This is a genomic window from Streptomyces sp. NPDC001093 (assembly GCF_040298985.1).
Classification (GTDB): Bacteria; Actinomycetota; Actinomycetes; order Streptomycetales; family Streptomycetaceae; genus Streptomyces.
The window spans coordinates 31,103-46,829 of the sequence record NZ_JBEPBF010000077.1; the positions used below are offsets into that span (position 1 = coordinate 31,103).

Below are 15,727 nucleotides of genomic sequence, written 5' to 3' on the forward strand. Positions count from 1 at the left end.
CTCCACGAGAGCGGTGGTCAGTTCCTGCGAGTTCGGCCGTCTTTGTACATGGTGAAGTAGTCGGAATGGCCCAGGTCGAGTTTGAACACCATGCCGTACTGGCTGCGGATGGCAGCGACCGTGCCGGATTCCGGTTCCCTCAGACATCGGGCCACAGGCGGATCGCTCGCCCGGCACTTGTCCGGTTCCGTGACCATCAGGTAGGAGCGGTTCCGGTCGCGTACGGGGTCCCAGGACAGGGTGTGGGAGGCGCTGGACAGCTGGGGTGCTTCTGGCTCTTGCTCTTGCCCTCCGTGCTGCCGGTAGTAGTGGATGATCTGCCCGTCAGAGCTGTGGTTGAAGGGGACGCCGGATCCGGGCCGGTCGCCGGCTGCGAGGATGCCGTCGAGGACTGACACGAAGTGTTTCCGGTCGGCACCGTAGTAGGCGGTCACCGACAGAGAGCATTTGATCTTGTACTGGTCGTCGCCGTTGGAATCGATCCACTGCCTTGCTGTCCCGCCGAAGCATTCATCGCGCACGTCGACCAGGCCGAGGGTGAGCGGGTTCTGCTCGGCGTATGCCCGCACGACGTCCCGGAGATGCTTCTCCTCTGCCTGCCGGGCTCTGACTGCTTCGCTGCTCCCAGCAAGCTTGCGAACGGTCTTCGGGCTTGTGGCTCGGTCCTGGGACGAGCAGGCGGAGGCCGCCAGTACCAGGACGGCGAGGAATGAACACCACATCGTCTCGGTTCGCGGATGATGCCGCACCACCGGTGCTCCTTCCCCCATGTCCGGTCGACAGCACTGTCCCCCTCTGGGCCTGGGAGCGCATGAGTATGAGTACTCAAATGGCTCTGGGACAGCCCGTATGCGGGCTGCCCCAGAGCAGTCGTCCCCTCAGAGGCCCGTGCCTGCCATGGTGCGCTCAAGGGAGTTTGCGTACAGACGCGCTCCGCCAGCCGGAATGGGCTGAACTCTGGGCTGGGCTGGGCTGGGCTGGGCCGGCCTGTGCTGAACTACGTCCTCATCCTCCGACCAACGGGGAGAAAGACTCCTCATGCGGCTGACGGGTCAAGTGGACCTTGTTCTGCCTGGGTTAGGCCAGTCGCGAATGCGGACAGCAGCGTGTCTGCCCGGACCTCCAGTTCGGGCGTCAGAGGTCCGTCAACGATCACAGAGACCTCATCTCCCCCGACCGAGCGAGCCAGCCGAACCTCGACCTCTTGCTTCTCGCCGACCAAGGGATATGAGTACCAGCCGTCGGCCTGCTCGTCGTCGGTCGCCTCGACGGCCAGTGCCAGCGTCTCCCAATCGGTGGCATTGAAGCCGTAACCCACGTAGCGCGACAGCAACTCCAGGAAGGACCGCAGGTTGCGCTCCCAGATCCATCCACCGACTTCCATCATGACTCCCTCTCCGCACTCAGGAGGACAGCCTGTCAGAGCCGCGTCCTCAGTGATCAGCCAGCCGCGGCAGGAGGCGGAAACGCGATGACACGTCGGAGCGCACACGGTTCTGGAGGCAGTGATGGAGTTGTCCGAGCATGTGGTTGAACAGCTGCCGCACGGCTTGGGCATGTCAGTCTCCAGCCTCGCGCCGACGCCGGTAGTGCGCGTCAGCTCCGGGCGAGTGGCTGAGAGTCGCGAAGGCCCAAAGATATCCCGCGTGGTTGAGCTGGTTGTCCTTCACAAACCGGCGCCCGACGTACTCCTCTGCCCGAAGCTCGGGTGATGGGGGCCGCGCCCGTCTATGCCTTCAGCCCACCGGCGCTCGACCACCTCACCGCCACCGCCCCCTACTTCTGCCGCCGGCTGACCCGCGGCCTGCGCCGCGAACCCTTCGAAGCCGACCCCGAGGCCGCCATCGTGCGCACCCTCACCCGCCACGCCTTGCAGGCCCTCGGCCACCCACCCGTGGTGCGCCCCGCCCCCTTGCGGACTGGCTGAGCGTGCTCTTCGGCGTCGACGGTGAAGGCGCCCACGCGGCAACCTGTACGACTGCCCTCACAGCTCATGGCGTCCGGAACCCAGAGGGCCTGTCCGCGGCGGAGGCCGCGCCCTTCGGTTGCGCGGGCGTCACCGCCTTCAACGCCCTGCGGCACTCCGGTGCCGGGCCGGGTGACCTGGTCGACGCCCTCGGGATCGGCGGTCTGGGGCATCTGGCGGTGCAGTTCGCCGGGGCCATGGGGTTCGAGACGGTGGCGCTCGGCCGGGGCGAGCAGAAGCGGAAGCTCACCGACGAGCCGGGCGCGCGGCATTACATCGACACCGAGCGGGAGGACCCCGGAGCCGCGCTCGCGGAGTTGGGCGGGGCGCGGCTGGTCCTGTCCACGGCCTCCAGCAGCAAGCCGCTCGCGGAGCTGGTGGACGGGCTCGCCCCGCACGGGCGGCTCGCCGTCGTCGGCTTCGACGGATCTCCCCTCCAACTGCCCCTGGCCAAGCTCGTCATGGGGGCACGCAGTATCACCGGTCATCTGACCGGCAGCCCCGCCGACACCGAACAGGCCATGCGCTTCGCGGTCGCCACCGGCGTCCGCCCCAAGGTGCAGAGAGGGAGCTGTAAATGCTCCAGCATGGCGGCCACGACGTCGTCGTGGCCGGTGCCGGGATCGCCGGCCTTGCCGCGGCCGCCGCCCTGGTCGCGGCCGGCCGCGACACGGTGTGCCTGGAGGCTCGCGAGCGCATCGGGGGGCGTCCGCTCAGCACGCCTGCTCCACCCGGGGCCTTCGACCTGGGGGCCACCTGGTTCTGGGACGGAGAGCTGTGCGTCGCGGGTCTCGCCGCGCGGCTCGGCATCGACACCTTCATGCAGCATCTGTCAGGGGACACCCTGGTACAGGACGCCACCGGTGTGCGACGGCTGCACGGCAACCTGATCGACGCCCCTGCCCGCCGCTTCGCACCGGGGGCCGAAGCCCTCGCCCGCGCGCTCGCGGCCGAACTTCCCGCGGACGTCGTACGACTGGAGAGTCCCGTCAGCGCGGTCCACCGCCGCGGCACCCGCGGACTCGACGCCCGTACGCCGGGCGCGGTGCTGCACGCCGAGCACGTCGTGGTGGCCGTACCTCCCGCACTCGTCCTCGCGCGCATCGACTTCGGCTCGGACCTGTCGCCGGAACTGGTCCGCCTCGCCCGGGCGACCCCGGTCGCCAAGGTCGCCGCCCGCTGCCCTGCCGCCTTGTGGCGGGATGCGGGGCTCGCGGGGGCGGCGGTCAGCAGAACCGGCCCGCTGCAGGAACTGCACGACATGTCGGGTCCCGGCGGGTAGCCCGCCGCGCTGTTCGGCTTCGCCGCGGCCCGGGCCGTCGGCCCCGACTTCGAGCAGGCGGTGACCGCCCAGCCGGCCCGCCTTTTCGGCCCTGCCGCCGCCGAACCCGAGACACCACTCATACAGGACTGGAGCGGCGAGCGGTGGACCGCGCCGCCCGCCGTCCACCGCCTGACCGACTCCTCCCTGTTCGGGCACCCCCTCTACCAACGGCCCGCGCTGGACGACAGGCTGCACTGGGCCTCGACCGAGACGGCCACCCGGTACGCCGGGCACATCGAAGGCGCCCTCGCCGCCGCCGAGCGAGCGGTGACCACGTCCCTGACCACAAAGGAGGCGAACTCGTGCTCCCGATAAGCGCGTTGCTGCGCGAGTACGACCGCGCTCGTGCCTACACCGACGACCTGTGGAAGGACCTCACGCCGGACGAGGTGACCTGGCGCCCGCATGAGGACTCCAGCGCCATCGGCTGGCACCTGGGCCACCAGGCCCACGTCGCCCACTTCATGGTCCGCAACCTCACCGCGGCCGAGCCCAGCCCGGACCCGGAGCTGGACGCCCTGATGGACTCGGCGAACCCGGAGAAGTTCCGCGGCACGCTGCCCACCGTCAAGCCGGCTCACCGAGTTCCGCGAGACCGTCGCCGAACGCGTCCACGCCCGCATCGGCGACATCGCCGCCGACCGGGTCGGTGCTCCCACCCAACTCACCATCGTCGCCAGCCACTTGCTCACCGCGCTCATCAACCACGAGTACCAGCACGACCAGTGGATCAGCGAGGTCCGCGCGGACAACCTCGGCCACGCACTGCCGCCCGACCCCGACAGCGAGCACCTGCGCCGTATCGACGGCTATCTCGTCGTGGACGTCCTGTAGCCGTAGGGAGAGACTCACCCGTGACAAGTACCGCCCCGGACATCACTGCCGGTATGTCCCCGCGGCCCGAGGCACAGCGCCGCGTCCTCGCCGTCCTGGTCAGCAGCCGGATCCTCAGCGGGGCGGGGCTCGCGGCCGGCGTCACCGTCGGAGCCCTGCTCGCGCAGGACATGCTCGGCTCCACCGACCTCGCGGGCCTGCCCAGCGCCCTGTTCACCGCCGGCTCGGCACTCGCCGCCGTCGCGGTGGGCCGTATCTCGCAGGCCCGGGGCCGCAGACCAGGCCTGGCCGCGGGATACCTGACCGGCGCCGTCGGCAGCGCGGGCGTCATCGCCGCCGCCGTCGCCCACAACCCCGTACTGCTCTTCACCGCCCTGTTCGTCTACGGCGCCGGTACCGCCACCAACCTTCAGGCTCGGTACGCCGGAGCCGACCTCGCCGCTCCTGCCCACCGCGCCCGTGCCGTCTCCACCGTTCTGGTCGCCACCACCCTCGGTGGCGTCGTCGGCCCCAACCTCGCCGCACCCACCGGTGATCTCGCCGGCCACCTCGGCATACCCATCCTGGCCGGGCCGTTCCTGCTCGCCGGCGTCGCCTACGCGCTGGCCGCTCTCGTACTCGCCGTCCGGCTGCGCCCCGACCCCCTGCTGCTCGCCCGCAGCCTCGATCTCCAGCAGCCGAGGGCGGTCACCACGGCGAATGCACGCGAGCCAGGGCTGATACCGGGCGCGCTGACGATGACCCTCACCCAGCTCGTCATGGTGGCGATCATGACGATGACCCCCGTGCACATGCACGACCATGGCCACGGCACCGCCGCCTCCGGCCTCGTCATCGCCATCCACGTCGGCGCCATGTACCTGCCCTCACCGCTGACCGGCTGGCTCGTCGACCGCCACGGTCCCAAAGCAGTCGCCGTAGCCTCTGGCCTCACCCTCCTTGCCGCCGGCATCACGGCCGCTGCCGCGCCTGCTGACTCCGTCGCCCTGCTCGCCCTGGCCCTCGCCCTGCTGGGGCTGGGCTGGAACCTCGGCCTCGTCTCCGGAACCGCGATGATCAACGATGCCGTGCCGCTGGCCACCCGCGCCAAGACCCAGGGCATGGTCGATGTCGCCATCGCCATCGCCGGCGCCACCGGCGGCCTGAGCTCCGGCATCGTCGTGGCCGCCGCCGGCTATCCCGTCCTCGCCCTCATCGGCGGCGTCCTCGCCCTCGCCGTCCTCCCTGCTATCGCCGTCAGCGCGAGCAGTCGGTGACCCGGCCCGTGGGCGTCGGTGTGTCTCATGAGACTCGTGTCAGCGTGGAGAAACCGCACGTCTCCCTTCACCAGCGCCGGGCTGGGCCGAACAAGCCGGGTTCTTCAGGCAGACCTGCTCATCGGAGACAGGACAGCCCACCTCCGGCTGCACAGGGGGCAATGGAGGTCTGCAGCGACTGCTCCGCCATCGAAGGTATCGAGCAAAAATCGAAGACCGCGAGCCAAGTCACTCCGGATCCCTTGTGTGTGACGGAGCTGTGGCTGAGCGCCCAGGTGGGCACCGTGCGCCAGGTGGGTGCTCAAAGCCTCAGAGACGCCATGAGGACTCTCCGGACACTCTGGCCCTTCTGAGTACGAGACTGAGTAGGACGACGGTGCCGTCGGCCTGGGTGGCGATGTTCGGATGGCTTCATGATGCCGACTCGTTCCGCCGCTTCCGCGGCATCCGCTTTCCGCCGCCGGTTCAGGGTCCTGGGGCTGTCCGTTGCCGGGACCGTTGTGGTGTTCCTGCTCGTGGGCTGCACCGCTGTAGTGGGTGGTCCAGTCCGTTCCGAGGCGCAGTTTCTGCAGCACGTACGCGACACGCAGGCCGCCGGCGAGGACACAGTTCGCTTCCTGGGCTCGGATCCGGACTCCGTGATCCTGGGAAAGTCCAGGGCCAGCGCATCCTGCGTGGACGACCTCGGTGTCGACCGCGGTGACACCTACCGGGACCAGCCGTCCGTCTCCTGGGCCCCGGATGTCAAGGGCGGCGACGCCGGGTATCGCGCGGTGGTCGCCGGCCTTCGCAGGCGGTGGTCCGAGCGAGGATGGAAGGTGACGACGCAGCCGGGGACCGACCCGGTCACCGGCAAAGCGACCGGCCTGCAGGAGATCCACACCACCGACGACCACGGCGTCGCGCTAACGCTGAGCCCCGGCCGACGTACCGGCGAGGGACTGGTCGTCGCCGACGGCGGCTGCGTCCGCCACGACGGCTACTGGGACACAAACGACTGGAGCCGCGTCTGATGGGCCCGACCGCTCCGGCGACGTGTACGTCGTCCGTCTTCTCGCCGAACTGAGCAACGTACTTGGCGAGCAGTGCCAACTGGGGCGCTGATTCGCTCCACCAGCCGGCAGGCTGCACATCCAGCGGTCCCGACCATGTGATGCGCCCCGGGCGATGACGCTGTCCAGTCCCCCACGTGAACCGCCGGACCGGGCCTGTCAGGCCGATCGGTACCCCTGCCGGCTCGCATCCCGGAGAGGCGCTCGGCGCGAACCCATCGCGCACATCGCACATCCCTTCACGAGAGCCGTGGCCCGGCAGGTTCCGCTTCAACCTCTTTCAGGATTACGGGAACCCGTCCCCTTCGGTCCGCGTAGGGGTGGAGGCGGACGCAGCCGGTGATCCGGGCGAGGATCGCGCTGATCTGCTCGTGCCAGATCACCACGCCGTAGGTGTCGTTGAGGCTCGGCTCCAGGTCCGGGTGCGGGTGCGGGTGCGGGTAGCGGGGTGCTGCGCCGTGCCAGGCCGCGATGTACAGCGCGAGCGTGCCGCCCTGGACGGGCCGGGGCCGGGGCCGGGGGCTGAAGAGGCTGGTGTCGGCCACGACGTCCTGCATGTGCCGGGGCTGCAGCCGACCCACCAGGTCCTGCTGACCGGGGCCTTCCAGCCGGAAGAGGCCGACGGTGCCGGAGGCCTGGATCATTGCGAAGGCGAGCGGGTCGCTGAGGTCGACGTGGTCGGGGTTGTCGAGATCGAGCTGGCGGCCGGTGGTGCGGCGGATCTCTGTGCACGTGGGCCATCGCCGACCGCATGCGCACGCCCAGCACGTCGAGCTTGAGCAACCCCGAGGTCCTCGACGTCCTCCTTGTCGGCCTGCACCATCGGGTAGCCGGCCGGGGTCGGTTGCACGGGCAGCCGGTCCAGCAGGGGCGCAATTGGAGATGTTCACGTCGCAGGGGTGCATGGCGTAGCGCGCGGCAGCGCATCCAGACCTTCAGCGAGTTCCCACAGCGGCCCGAACGAGGGCCGTCTCGCTCGCGGTGTGACCCGCCGTCATCAACCCTGCTCGGCGGCCGCCGACCAGGCCGGGCAGCACGGCCGGCGCCGCGTCGTCGCTGAGCATGAGCGGAGGCAAACGGTACCCGGGGGCGAGCCGGTACCCACCGCACGGTGCGCCCTTGGACGCCGAGCCGGTCGGCGAGTTCGGCCACCGTCCGGGTGCCGCCTGACTGTAACCACTCCAGGAGTGTCAGGCACGCGGCCGGTGGGTCGAGGCATGTTCGCAGCCCAACGCGAATACAGGACCGATTCTGTCCACTATTTCTCCTAGCCTGCGACGTACACGCCTCCAGCACAGCCAAGGAGATCCCCATGGACTTCGTCTCGATCCGCATCATCACCAGCGACGTAGCGCGCCTCGTCGAGTTCTACGAGCGAGCCACAGGGGCGCGGGCGACGTGGGCCACCGAGGACTTCGCCGAACTCAAGACCGGGGGCGCCACCCTCGCGATTGCCGGCACCCGCACCGTCCCGCTGTTCGCCCCTGGCTCTGCCCGCCCGGCGGACAACCACAGCGTGATCACCGAGTTCCTCGTCGACGACGTGGACCGCGTTCACCAGAACCTGACCGACTTCGTCACCGACTTCGTCAACAAGCCCACCACGATGCCCTGGGGCAACCGGTCGCTGCTGTTCCGTGACCCCGACGGCAACCTCGTCAACTTCTTCACCCCCGTCACCCCAGCGGCCATCGAAAAGTTCGCACGCTGACGCCACGCACAGCCGCTCACGCGGGAGCCCCTGAGATCCCGGGGCTCCCGATGAACTCATCCGCCGAGTCCAGGAGCGTCACCAGGAGGCGACATCGGAACGCACCGCTGACCCTCGAACGACGTCTGCGCCTGCGTCTGCCCATCGACGCCGGACGTCCGATCGCGCACGTTGCTGCGGCAGCCGGGATCTCCCGCCGCTGCCTGGCCCAGTGATGCGTCCGCTGGCGCGCACGGCGAGAACGGACTACTCGACCACTCCTCGTGGAACCAACGTCCTGAGACACCACAGCTCCATCTATGCTGGTCCGCAGCAGCACAGGGGGAGGGGACGGCGGATGGACTGGATCTGGTGGGTTCTCATCGTCTTTTGGACGGGTGGCTTCGCGTGGGCAGCTGACAACGTCCGCACCGCACTGCGTAATCGGCATGAGCGCAAGTTGCAGTTGCTGGAAGCGGCGAGACAGGAACGTTTGGCCGTCGAAGCAGCGAACAAGTCTCCTGAGCCAGTGTGCGGATGCACGCACCACCTCGCCAAACACGACAAGCAGGGCCAGTGCCACGAGCGCGTCGAGGTGCCAGTGGCCTGGGATGAGAACAAGAAGCCGCTGCGTTACGAGGCTGGTCAGTGCAACTGCCAGCAGTATGTGGGACCGCAACCTCTGTCGCAGGTGTTCGCGGAAGAGCTGACAGATCTAGCCTGACCAGGATGATGGCCACTCTCCCGAAGGCATCAGCGGACGGACCACCACACCCACGGCACAGCCGCGGCCCCGCGTGGCCGGCGCCAAGCAGGACGAGCGGACCGCCTTCTGGGACGCCTACGGCCCGCGCAACACCTCCTTGCCCGGCGCCTGGCGCTCGCCCGTTTACAAGGCGCGCCATCTGGGTGCGATCCGCCTGGAGCGGCACCGGCTGGGAAACGCGGACGGCGTTCGGGAGAGTTACGTCTCGCCGGGTAAGACCCTCAGAGCATGGGTCTCACTCGCCCTTGAGGTGCTCCGTAGGTAGCTGGACGGCGCGCTGGAAGCAGCGGCCACGCGGCGGGGACCCTCCGCTGGTAGCTGGCCGGAGAGGAATGCCGTCGTCCCGCCTGGCCCCGCAGGACCGTCCGCACCGGGCCTGCCGCCTCACGGCCTTCCAGGTTTGGCAGCTTGGCAGCTCCTGCGAGCAGGTTGCTCATCGGCTGCCCGCGTCGTCGGCCCGCCCACGCGGTTACGGCTTTGCGTTGGGAGTTCCCTGTCAGGTCTCCGGCACGGTGGTGGCGATGAGGGTGGGGCGGCATCCTTCGTGCGGGCCCACGACGCCGGGCACGAAGCCGCTCGGTACGTGCGCGGCCGAGGTGGAAATCCGCTTCGCCCTGGCCGTCATAGAGGAAGCTTGTGCCCTCCTCAGAACCTCAGCGGCATGCCGCTGAGGCAGCCCATGAACGTCATGTCATGACATCCACGCTGTTTGCTGAAGCGTCGTCTTCAGCGTGCCGCTTCAGGGCGCCTTCGCCCACCCGGACGGTCCATCTCGCGCCATTCCGCGCACAGTCCAGGCAGGTTCGTGGCGCGGAAGTACGCGGTTCCAGAGGCGAGCAGCACTGGCACAAGTCCGCAGAGGCCACCGCCGCTCCAGCGATCAGTCCGCCGAGAGGGATACAGGCCGGGGCCAGCGAGTCACCGAGCGCGTTGACCCGGCCCAGCATCTGGCGTGGCACCCGTTCGAAGAGCATCGCCCCCAGCACCGGGTGAGCGAGCGCCGCGAACTGCTCAGGCGCACCGATCCGCAGGACGTCCTCAGGAGGCGGCAGTTGGGAAGGCTGATCTCGCAAACCGAAAGTGTCTAAATCCTTTGACGCTTTCGCAAGGGCTGTGCTCTACTCCCTGCCATGACGATTCTGACGAAGCTTCAGCCTGCCCCCGTCATCGACGAGACAGCCCGGCTGCTGACCGAGCACTACGTTTTCCCCGAGATAGCCGAGCAGCTCGCCGGCCTGCTGCGACGACGCCTCGCCGAGGGAGCCTATGACGTCGACGGTGCCGAGGAGCTCGCCCGTCTGGTCACCGCAGATCTGCAGTCCGTCAACGGCGACCGACACCTGAGACTGAAGCACCACGCCGACCCGGTGTCCCCGGAGCAGGGGGCGGCCACCCGGGACGCCATGCGCCGGGACTTCGACACCTCGCTGGGCGGTGCGCCCCGGGTGGAGTTGCTCGACGGTGGGGTCGCCGTGGTGGAGCTGGCACCGATGCTGTTTCCGCTGGAGTGGGCCGCCGAACCGCTGAGCGCCGCGCTCACCCTGGCCTCCCGCGCCCAGGCGCTGATCGTGGACCTTCGCTCCAACCGGGGCGGCGACCCGGACACGGTCGCCTTCGTGTGCAGCTACCTACTCGACGAGCGCACCCACCTCAACACCATGTACTGGCACGGCGGCGACCGCAGCGAGCAGTCCTGGAGCCTGCCGCACGTTCCTGGCGCGCGCTTCGGTGGCAGCAAGCCGTTGTATGTACTGTCCAGCGACAGCACCTTCTCTGCCGCTGAGGAGTTGGCCTACGACCTCCAACAGCTCGGCCGCGCCGTAGTCGTCGGTGAGCGCACCCGCGGCGGCGCACATCCGTGCAAGGGCTGGACCGTGCACCCACACCTGGAAGCCACCGTCCCTGTTGGCCGCGCCGTCAACCCCGTCTCCAGCACGAACTGGGAGGGCACCGGTGTGCAGCCGGACATCCCTTGCGCCGCTGCCGCCTCCCTCGACCACGCGCACGCGCTGGCCCTCGCCCGACTGGCAGGCTGACCCAGTCCAGCTCACCGACAGCACGCACGCAGTGCCTCCCATATCCACTTCGGCGGCGGATTTCGGTGGCGGAGGCCCCAGTCTCCGGCGGCCCTCGGCGTGCTCACACCCCGTAATTGACCTCTGTCTCAGCTGATCTGGCCCGATTCGCTCATCGGCTCAGGCGACCGATCTGTTGGCACCACTCATGTCATGCAAGACCTCGAGCCGCAGACGATGAAACCCCGGGATCTCGGTGACCAGCACGCGCCACTAGGTTCTGTCCGGCGAATCATGTGACCTTTTGCCTAGTCGCTCGTTGGTTCGATCGTGGGTCGGGGGGATCTGACGAATCGCGAGTGGGCGTTACTGGAGCCGCATCTGCCTCCTCTGGGTGGCCGGGGCAGCCGGTGGAACGATCACCGCACCGTGATCAACGGAATCCCGTTCCGGATCCGCACCGGTGTCCCGTGGCGTGACCTGCCGGAACGCTACGGCTCGTGGAAAACCGTCTACGAACGGCATCGGCGCTGGTCGGCGGACGGCACTTGGGAACGGATCCTGCAGTCGGTCCAGGCCGACGCCGACCTGGTGGGGCGGATCGACTGGTCGATGGTCGGCGTCGACTCGACGTCCTGCCGGGCCCATCAGCACGCGGCCGGCGCGCGCAAGGCCAGGCCGCGGGTCCCGAAATAAGGTCGACGCCCCGGCACCACCGCCCCGACGAGGGACTTGGACGGTCCCGGGGCAGCCTGACCTGCAAAATTCACCTCGCCGGCGAAGGCGGCTGCCGCCCCCTGGCTCTCCTGACAACGCCGGGCCAGTGGGGCGACGCCCCGCAGATGGTCGAGGTCCTAGACCGGATCCGGGTCCCCCGGCCGCTGGGCGGGCGACCCCGAACCCGGCCGGATCACGTCAGCGGTGACAAGGCATACAGCTCCCGCCGGAACCGCCGCTACCTGCGAAGACGCCACATCCGGCACACGATGCCGGAGCCGAAGGACCAGCGGGCCAACCGGCGGCGCAGAGGCCGGGAGGGCGGCAGGCCCGCCGGCTTCGACCGCGACCGCTACCGGCGCCGCAACGAGGTCGAGCGGACGATCAACCGACTCAAGAACTCCCGCGCAGTCGCGACCCGTTACGACAAGCGGGCCTACGTCTTTCACGGCACCGTGACTGTAGCCGCGGTCCGGCTCTGGCTTCGCTCGTGACCCGTCGGACAGTCCTTAGGGCGTGAGTCGGGCCGTCAGGCCGTCGAGGACGCGCTCGAGCCCGTAGGTGAAGTTGTCATCGCGGATCCGCTGCGGGTGTACGTCCCGCTGTGCGGAGCTTCCCGCGCGCAGCCGCGGGTACTCCTGTGTGGCCTCGTCGAAGGCCGGTCGCAGGGCCGCCACCCATTCTTGCTCGGTCTTGCCGCTGCGGGCGATCAGCGAGAGGTACGCGGCCTCGGCGGTCGCGATCCCGATGACGTACGCCATGAGTGTGCTCATGGCCTGGTCCCTCTCGTCCGCGGGGAAGCCCGCCGCCTCGAACTGCGCGAGCAGCGCCGACGACATCCGCATAGCGTTCGGGCCGATGTGGACGAGGCCGACCTGGCCCAGTTCGGGGGCGATCCACGGGTGGCGCAGGGTCATCGCCCGCAGTTCGGTGGCGGTGTGCGTGACGGCCGCGCGCCACCGGGCGCCGTCGGCGGCTGTTGGTACATCCGGTTCGCCGTAGACGTCGTCCACGACCAGCTCGATCAGCTCGTCCTTGTTGGCCACGTGCCGGTACAGGGAGGTGGCCGCCGTGCCCAGGCGCGTGCCGAGCTTGCGCATGCTGAGCTCCTCGACGCCCTCCGCGTCCAGCAGGCGGATCGCTTCGGCGACGATCTGCTCGCGGGTCAGGTGTTCCCGCTGCCGGGGGCGCGGCCGGGTCCACACCGAGGCGGTCGGTTTCTCGTCGGCTGGCATGCGGCCCCTCGTCTCTGCTCGTCCCACGTCCATCGCCCCACACAGTAGCGCACACTGTACGCATCTTGCGTACAGTGTTACGTGATGCGTACAGTGTTCGCATCGAGGACGCCGTACGCAACGGGTGGGAGCTGGCATGTCGAAGAACGTGAGTTGGGACGCGCAGGGCAACTCGGAGGCCAAGGGCGACTGGGGGACCAGGGACTCGGCGGGCAAGAAGCTGGACCTCGTCCACTGGCAGAACCGCCTCGACGCACTGCGCGCCAAGCACCACGTCCCGGCCGCGTCCCTCGCGGTCCTCGTGGACGGGACCGTCCACGAGCTGGCCAGCGGCGTGCTCCACCGCGGCACGGGCGTGACGGCGACGACCGACTCGGTCTACCAGATGGGCTCGATCGCCAAGATCTACACTGCCACCCTGATCATGCGGCTCGTCGAATCGGGCCGACTGGACCTGGACGCACCGGTCGTGGACGTGCTGCCGGAGTTCTCGGTCGCCGACCCCCAGACGACCAGGACGATCACCACACGCCAGTTGCTCAGCCACACAAGCGGTCTCACCTGTGACTTCACCTACGACAGCGGGCGCGGCGACGACTGCCTCGCCAAGTACGTCGAGGCCGCCAAGGACGTGGCGCTCGACTGCCCGCCCGGCACCGCGATCTCCTACAGCAGCATCGGATACAACGTGCTCGGCCGGATCATCGAGGTGGTCACGGGCCAGGTCTGGGACGAGGCCCTCAAGGACCTGCTCCTCACCCCGCTCGGCCTCACGCACACGATGACACTGCCCGAGGAGGCGCTGCGGTTCCGTGCAGCGATGGGACACCTCGGCGAGCCGGGCCAGGACCCGGACCCGGCGCCGTCCTGGGACCTGATGCCACGCTCGGCCGGCCCCTACGGCAGGGTCATCGCCACGGCCGGGGACCTCGCGCGCCTCACGCGGATGCACCTCGCGGGCGGGGTGGCGGAGGACGGCACGCGCGTGCTGTCCGAGAAGAGTGTCGCGCTGATGCAGCGCCGCGTGGTCGACTGCCCCGACAAGTGGACCGTCAGCGCCGACGGTTGGGGCCTGGGCTGGACCCTGTACGACTGGAACGGCGTCCAGGGATACGGGCACGACGGCGCCTCCATCGGGCAGTACGGCTATCTGCGCGTGGTGCCGACGGCGGGCGTCGCAGTCGCGCTGCTCACCAACGGTGGCGGCGCGCGCGAACTGTACGCGGCGCTCTACCGGGAACTCCTCGCCGAGCTGGCCGGAGTGACGATGCCGGCGCCCTTCGCCCCGCCGGCCACACCGCCCGTGGTCGACTGGGCGCCGCTCGTCGGCACGTACCGGCGCGAGGGCGTGGTCATCACCGTGACCGAGCGGGACGGGGCGGGCCACGCGGTGTACGAGTTCGTCGACGGCATGAAGGACTTCTCCGAGCCCCTGGACATAGACCTGATACCGGTGACGGAGACGGTCTTCGCGGGTACCGGGGTGGGCGCGGCGTTCAGCGAGGACTACATGCCCGTGGTCTTCTCCACCCTGGAGGACGGCACAGCCTGCGTCTACGTCGGTATGCGCTGCGGCCCCAAGGTCGCCTAGGGCCTTCCGACCCTGATCCGCCGGACAGGCCCTACAGGCTGTCCCGCATTGGCGTGCCGCTCCGGACGTAGAGTGTGAGGTGCTCGGCGCCGTTGGCGGGACTACGAGGGAGTGCGTCGTTGGACCGGAACCCCACCTGTTGCTTCTGCTGGCTCGTCGTCGATCTTGAGCAGGACCAGGATGCGAATGAGCTCCGGCTTGGTCCTGCGCACTCCAGCAACGTGCGGCAGCTTGTGTACTCCCACTCAAGCTGTCTGCGCGAGCGCGTCCACCAGAACATGGACCTGTGGTGGGAGCTGTGACGATGGGAGTCAGCCCACGCCTGTGACCGTGCTGGGATGATCTTGGTGGGGCCGGAGTGATCACGGCGTCGCAGCCGTCCTGGATAGCCCCGTTTACCGGGTTGAGCCTGCGCAGCTTCAGCAAGTTGGTCACAACTGTTCGCAGGCAAGAGACCGATGCCGTTCAGCGCGGTCGGCCGTGGGGCCTACCACTGGAGGACCGGGTCTCGTTGGTAGCGGCGTACTGGCGAACCAATCTGACGCTCCGGCAGCTGGCTCCGTTGTTTGGGATCTCGAAGTCTGCGGTCGGCAGGAACATCGATCGTATGGGGCCCCTCCTCGCGTTGCGGACCCGCAAACGGTCCCGGAGGGACACCGTGCTCATCGTCGACGGCACCTTGGTTCCGACGCGTGATCACGCGGTCGTCGAGCAGTCGAAGAATTATCGGTACTCCACCAACCACCAGGTCATCATCGACGCCGATACCCGGCTGGTCGTCGTGGCTGGCCAGCCCCTGCCGGGCAACCGCAACGACTGCAAGGCGTGGGAACCGTCCGGGGCGAAGTCCGCCGTCGGCAACACCATGGTGATCGCCGACGGCGGGTACCGCGGTACTGGACTGGTGATCCCGCACCGTCGCGAACGCGGCCAGGAAGAACTTCCGACCTGGAAGGAGGAGCACAACCCGCTCGCACCGCAAGGTCCGCGCCCGGGTGGAGCACGCCTTCGCCCGCATGAAGAGCTGGAAGATCCGTCGCGACTGCCGCTTGAAAGGGAACGGCGTGCATCACGCCATGCTTGGCATCGCCCGCCTCCACAACCTCGCCCTCGCGGGATAGTCAGGCCGAACGTGGGCTCCGCAACCCTGACTGCCAGCGCCAGTTGATCATTGCGGGACAAGCCTTAGCTTGACTCTGTCGGGGATCTTGGAGTTTCCCGGTGCGGCAGCATGGTCGACGGGGATGATCGGGGAGTTCCGCCGACCGTTGCAGCTGTCGA

14 protein-coding genes and 8 pseudogenes are annotated in these 15,727 nt (G+C 68.9%); 14 read left to right on the plus strand and 8 right to left on the minus strand.

The window, feature by feature from the left end; all coding sequences use genetic code 11:
- Positions 1–17: 17 nt before the first annotated feature.
- From ABT288_RS30915 to ABT288_RS30925, 3 genes and pseudogenes are all read right to left on the minus strand, one after another.
- A complete protein-coding gene (locus ABT288_RS30915; RefSeq protein WP_351614622.1) occupies positions 18–569 on the minus strand; it encodes a hypothetical protein in 552 nt (183 codons plus the stop codon).
- Positions 570–1,036: 467 nt separating this feature from the next.
- The gene (locus ABT288_RS30920; RefSeq protein ID WP_351614624.1) at positions 1,037–1,387 is read right to left on the minus strand and encodes a hypothetical protein; all 351 of its coding nucleotides are present in this window, start codon (positions 1,385–1,387) and stop codon (positions 1,037–1,039) included.
- A 46-nt stretch (positions 1,388–1,433) separates the two neighbouring features.
- Positions 1,434–1,725, minus strand: a pseudogene (locus ABT288_RS30925) (IS110 family transposase); the annotation flags it as partial.
- On the opposite strand from ABT288_RS30925, the gene ABT288_RS30930 reads away from it, so the two are divergent.
- From ABT288_RS30930 to ABT288_RS30960, 7 genes and pseudogenes are all read left to right on the plus strand, one after another.
- Positions 1,712–1,927, plus strand: coding sequence for a hypothetical protein (locus ABT288_RS30930; protein WP_351614657.1), 216 nt, complete (start codon positions 1,712–1,714; stop codon positions 1,925–1,927). The pseudogene ABT288_RS30925 and the gene ABT288_RS30930 sit on opposite strands and share 14 nt — an antisense overlap.
- A 2-nt stretch (positions 1,928–1,929) precedes the next feature.
- Positions 1,930–2,487 (plus strand): annotated as a pseudogene (locus ABT288_RS50330) (zinc-binding dehydrogenase); the annotation flags it as partial.
- Positions 2,488–2,543: 56 nt separating this feature from the next.
- Positions 2,544–3,605 (plus strand): annotated as a pseudogene (locus ABT288_RS30940) (FAD-dependent oxidoreductase).
- 74 nt (positions 3,606–3,679) lie between these two features.
- A pseudogene (locus ABT288_RS30945) lies at positions 3,680–3,757 on the plus strand (DinB family protein); the annotation flags it as partial.
- A gap of 217 nt (positions 3,758–3,974) precedes the next feature.
- Positions 3,975–4,124, plus strand: a complete 150-nt coding sequence (locus ABT288_RS30950) for a hypothetical protein (protein WP_351614660.1) — start codon at positions 3,975–3,977, stop codon at positions 4,122–4,124.
- Between the two features lie 20 nt (positions 4,125–4,144).
- On the plus strand, positions 4,145–5,380 hold the full coding sequence (locus ABT288_RS30955; protein WP_351614655.1) for an MFS transporter: 1,236 nt from the start codon (positions 4,145–4,147) through the stop codon (positions 5,378–5,380).
- A gap of 674 nt (positions 5,381–6,054) precedes the next feature.
- Positions 6,055–6,393 carry a hypothetical protein gene (locus ABT288_RS30960; RefSeq protein ID WP_351614627.1) on the plus strand — a complete coding sequence of 113 codons (339 nt, stop codon included), beginning with the start codon at positions 6,055–6,057 and terminating at the stop codon, positions 6,391–6,393.
- A gap of 341 nt (positions 6,394–6,734) precedes the next feature.
- On the opposite strand, the pseudogene ABT288_RS30965 reads toward ABT288_RS30960, so the two are convergent.
- Together ABT288_RS30965 and ABT288_RS30970 are read right to left on the minus strand one after the other, a co-directional pair.
- Positions 6,735–7,405: pseudogene (locus ABT288_RS30965) on the minus strand (DNA polymerase III subunit alpha); the annotation flags it as partial.
- A pseudogene (locus ABT288_RS30970) lies at positions 7,398–7,651 on the minus strand (transcriptional regulator); the annotation flags it as partial. The pseudogenes ABT288_RS30965 and ABT288_RS30970, both read right to left, overlap by 8 nt.
- Before the next feature lie 93 nt (positions 7,652–7,744).
- Between ABT288_RS30970 and ABT288_RS30975 the strand changes: the two are divergent.
- From ABT288_RS30975 to ABT288_RS30985, 3 genes are all read left to right on the plus strand, one after another.
- Positions 7,745–8,143, plus strand: a complete 399-nt coding sequence (locus ABT288_RS30975) for a VOC family protein (protein ID WP_351614630.1) — start codon at positions 7,745–7,747, stop codon at positions 8,141–8,143.
- 337 nt (positions 8,144–8,480) lie between these two features.
- Positions 8,481–8,846, plus strand: coding sequence for a hypothetical protein (locus ABT288_RS30980; RefSeq protein ID WP_351614632.1), 366 nt, complete (start codon positions 8,481–8,483; stop codon positions 8,844–8,846).
- Between the two features lie 73 nt (positions 8,847–8,919).
- The gene (locus tag ABT288_RS30985; protein ID WP_351614633.1) at positions 8,920–9,153 is read left to right on the plus strand and encodes a hypothetical protein; all 234 of its coding nucleotides are present in this window, start codon (positions 8,920–8,922) and stop codon (positions 9,151–9,153) included.
- A 231-nt stretch (positions 9,154–9,384) separates the two neighbouring features.
- Here ABT288_RS30985 and ABT288_RS30990 read toward each other — a convergent pair whose 3' ends face one another.
- Both ABT288_RS30990 and ABT288_RS30995 read right to left on the minus strand, forming a co-directional pair.
- Positions 9,385–9,513, minus strand: a complete 129-nt coding sequence (locus ABT288_RS30990; RefSeq protein WP_351614636.1) for a hypothetical protein — start codon at positions 9,511–9,513, stop codon at positions 9,385–9,387.
- 101 nt (positions 9,514–9,614) lie between these two features.
- Positions 9,615–9,922: pseudogene (locus tag ABT288_RS30995) on the minus strand (MFS transporter); the annotation flags it as partial.
- A gap of 96 nt (positions 9,923–10,018) precedes the next feature.
- On the opposite strand from ABT288_RS30995, the gene ABT288_RS31000 reads away from it, so the two are divergent.
- A complete protein-coding gene (locus tag ABT288_RS31000; RefSeq protein ID WP_351614638.1) occupies positions 10,019–10,924 on the plus strand; it encodes a S41 family peptidase in 906 nt (301 codons plus the stop codon).
- A 309-nt stretch (positions 10,925–11,233) separates the two neighbouring features.
- A protein-coding gene (locus ABT288_RS31005; RefSeq protein ID WP_351614641.1) for an IS5 family transposase occupies positions 11,234–12,114 on the plus strand; the annotation gives its coding sequence in 2 pieces (ribosomal slippage) (positions 11,234–11,597 and positions 11,597–12,114; 882 coding nt in all).
- 15 nt (positions 12,115–12,129) lie between these two features.
- On the opposite strand, the gene ABT288_RS31010 is transcribed toward ABT288_RS31005, so the two are convergent.
- Complete coding sequence (locus tag ABT288_RS31010) at positions 12,130–12,855, minus strand: TetR/AcrR family transcriptional regulator (RefSeq protein WP_351614644.1); 726 nt, start codon at positions 12,853–12,855, stop codon at positions 12,130–12,132.
- A 136-nt stretch (positions 12,856–12,991) separates the two neighbouring features.
- On the opposite strand from ABT288_RS31010, the gene ABT288_RS31015 reads away from it, so the two are divergent.
- The gene (locus ABT288_RS31015; RefSeq protein ID WP_351614646.1) at positions 12,992–14,446 is read left to right on the plus strand and encodes a serine hydrolase domain-containing protein; all 1,455 of its coding nucleotides are present in this window, start codon (positions 12,992–12,994) and stop codon (positions 14,444–14,446) included.
- Between the two features lie 358 nt (positions 14,447–14,804).
- Positions 14,805–15,567: pseudogene (locus tag ABT288_RS31020) on the plus strand (transposase).
- Positions 15,568–15,727 lie beyond the last annotated feature (160 nt).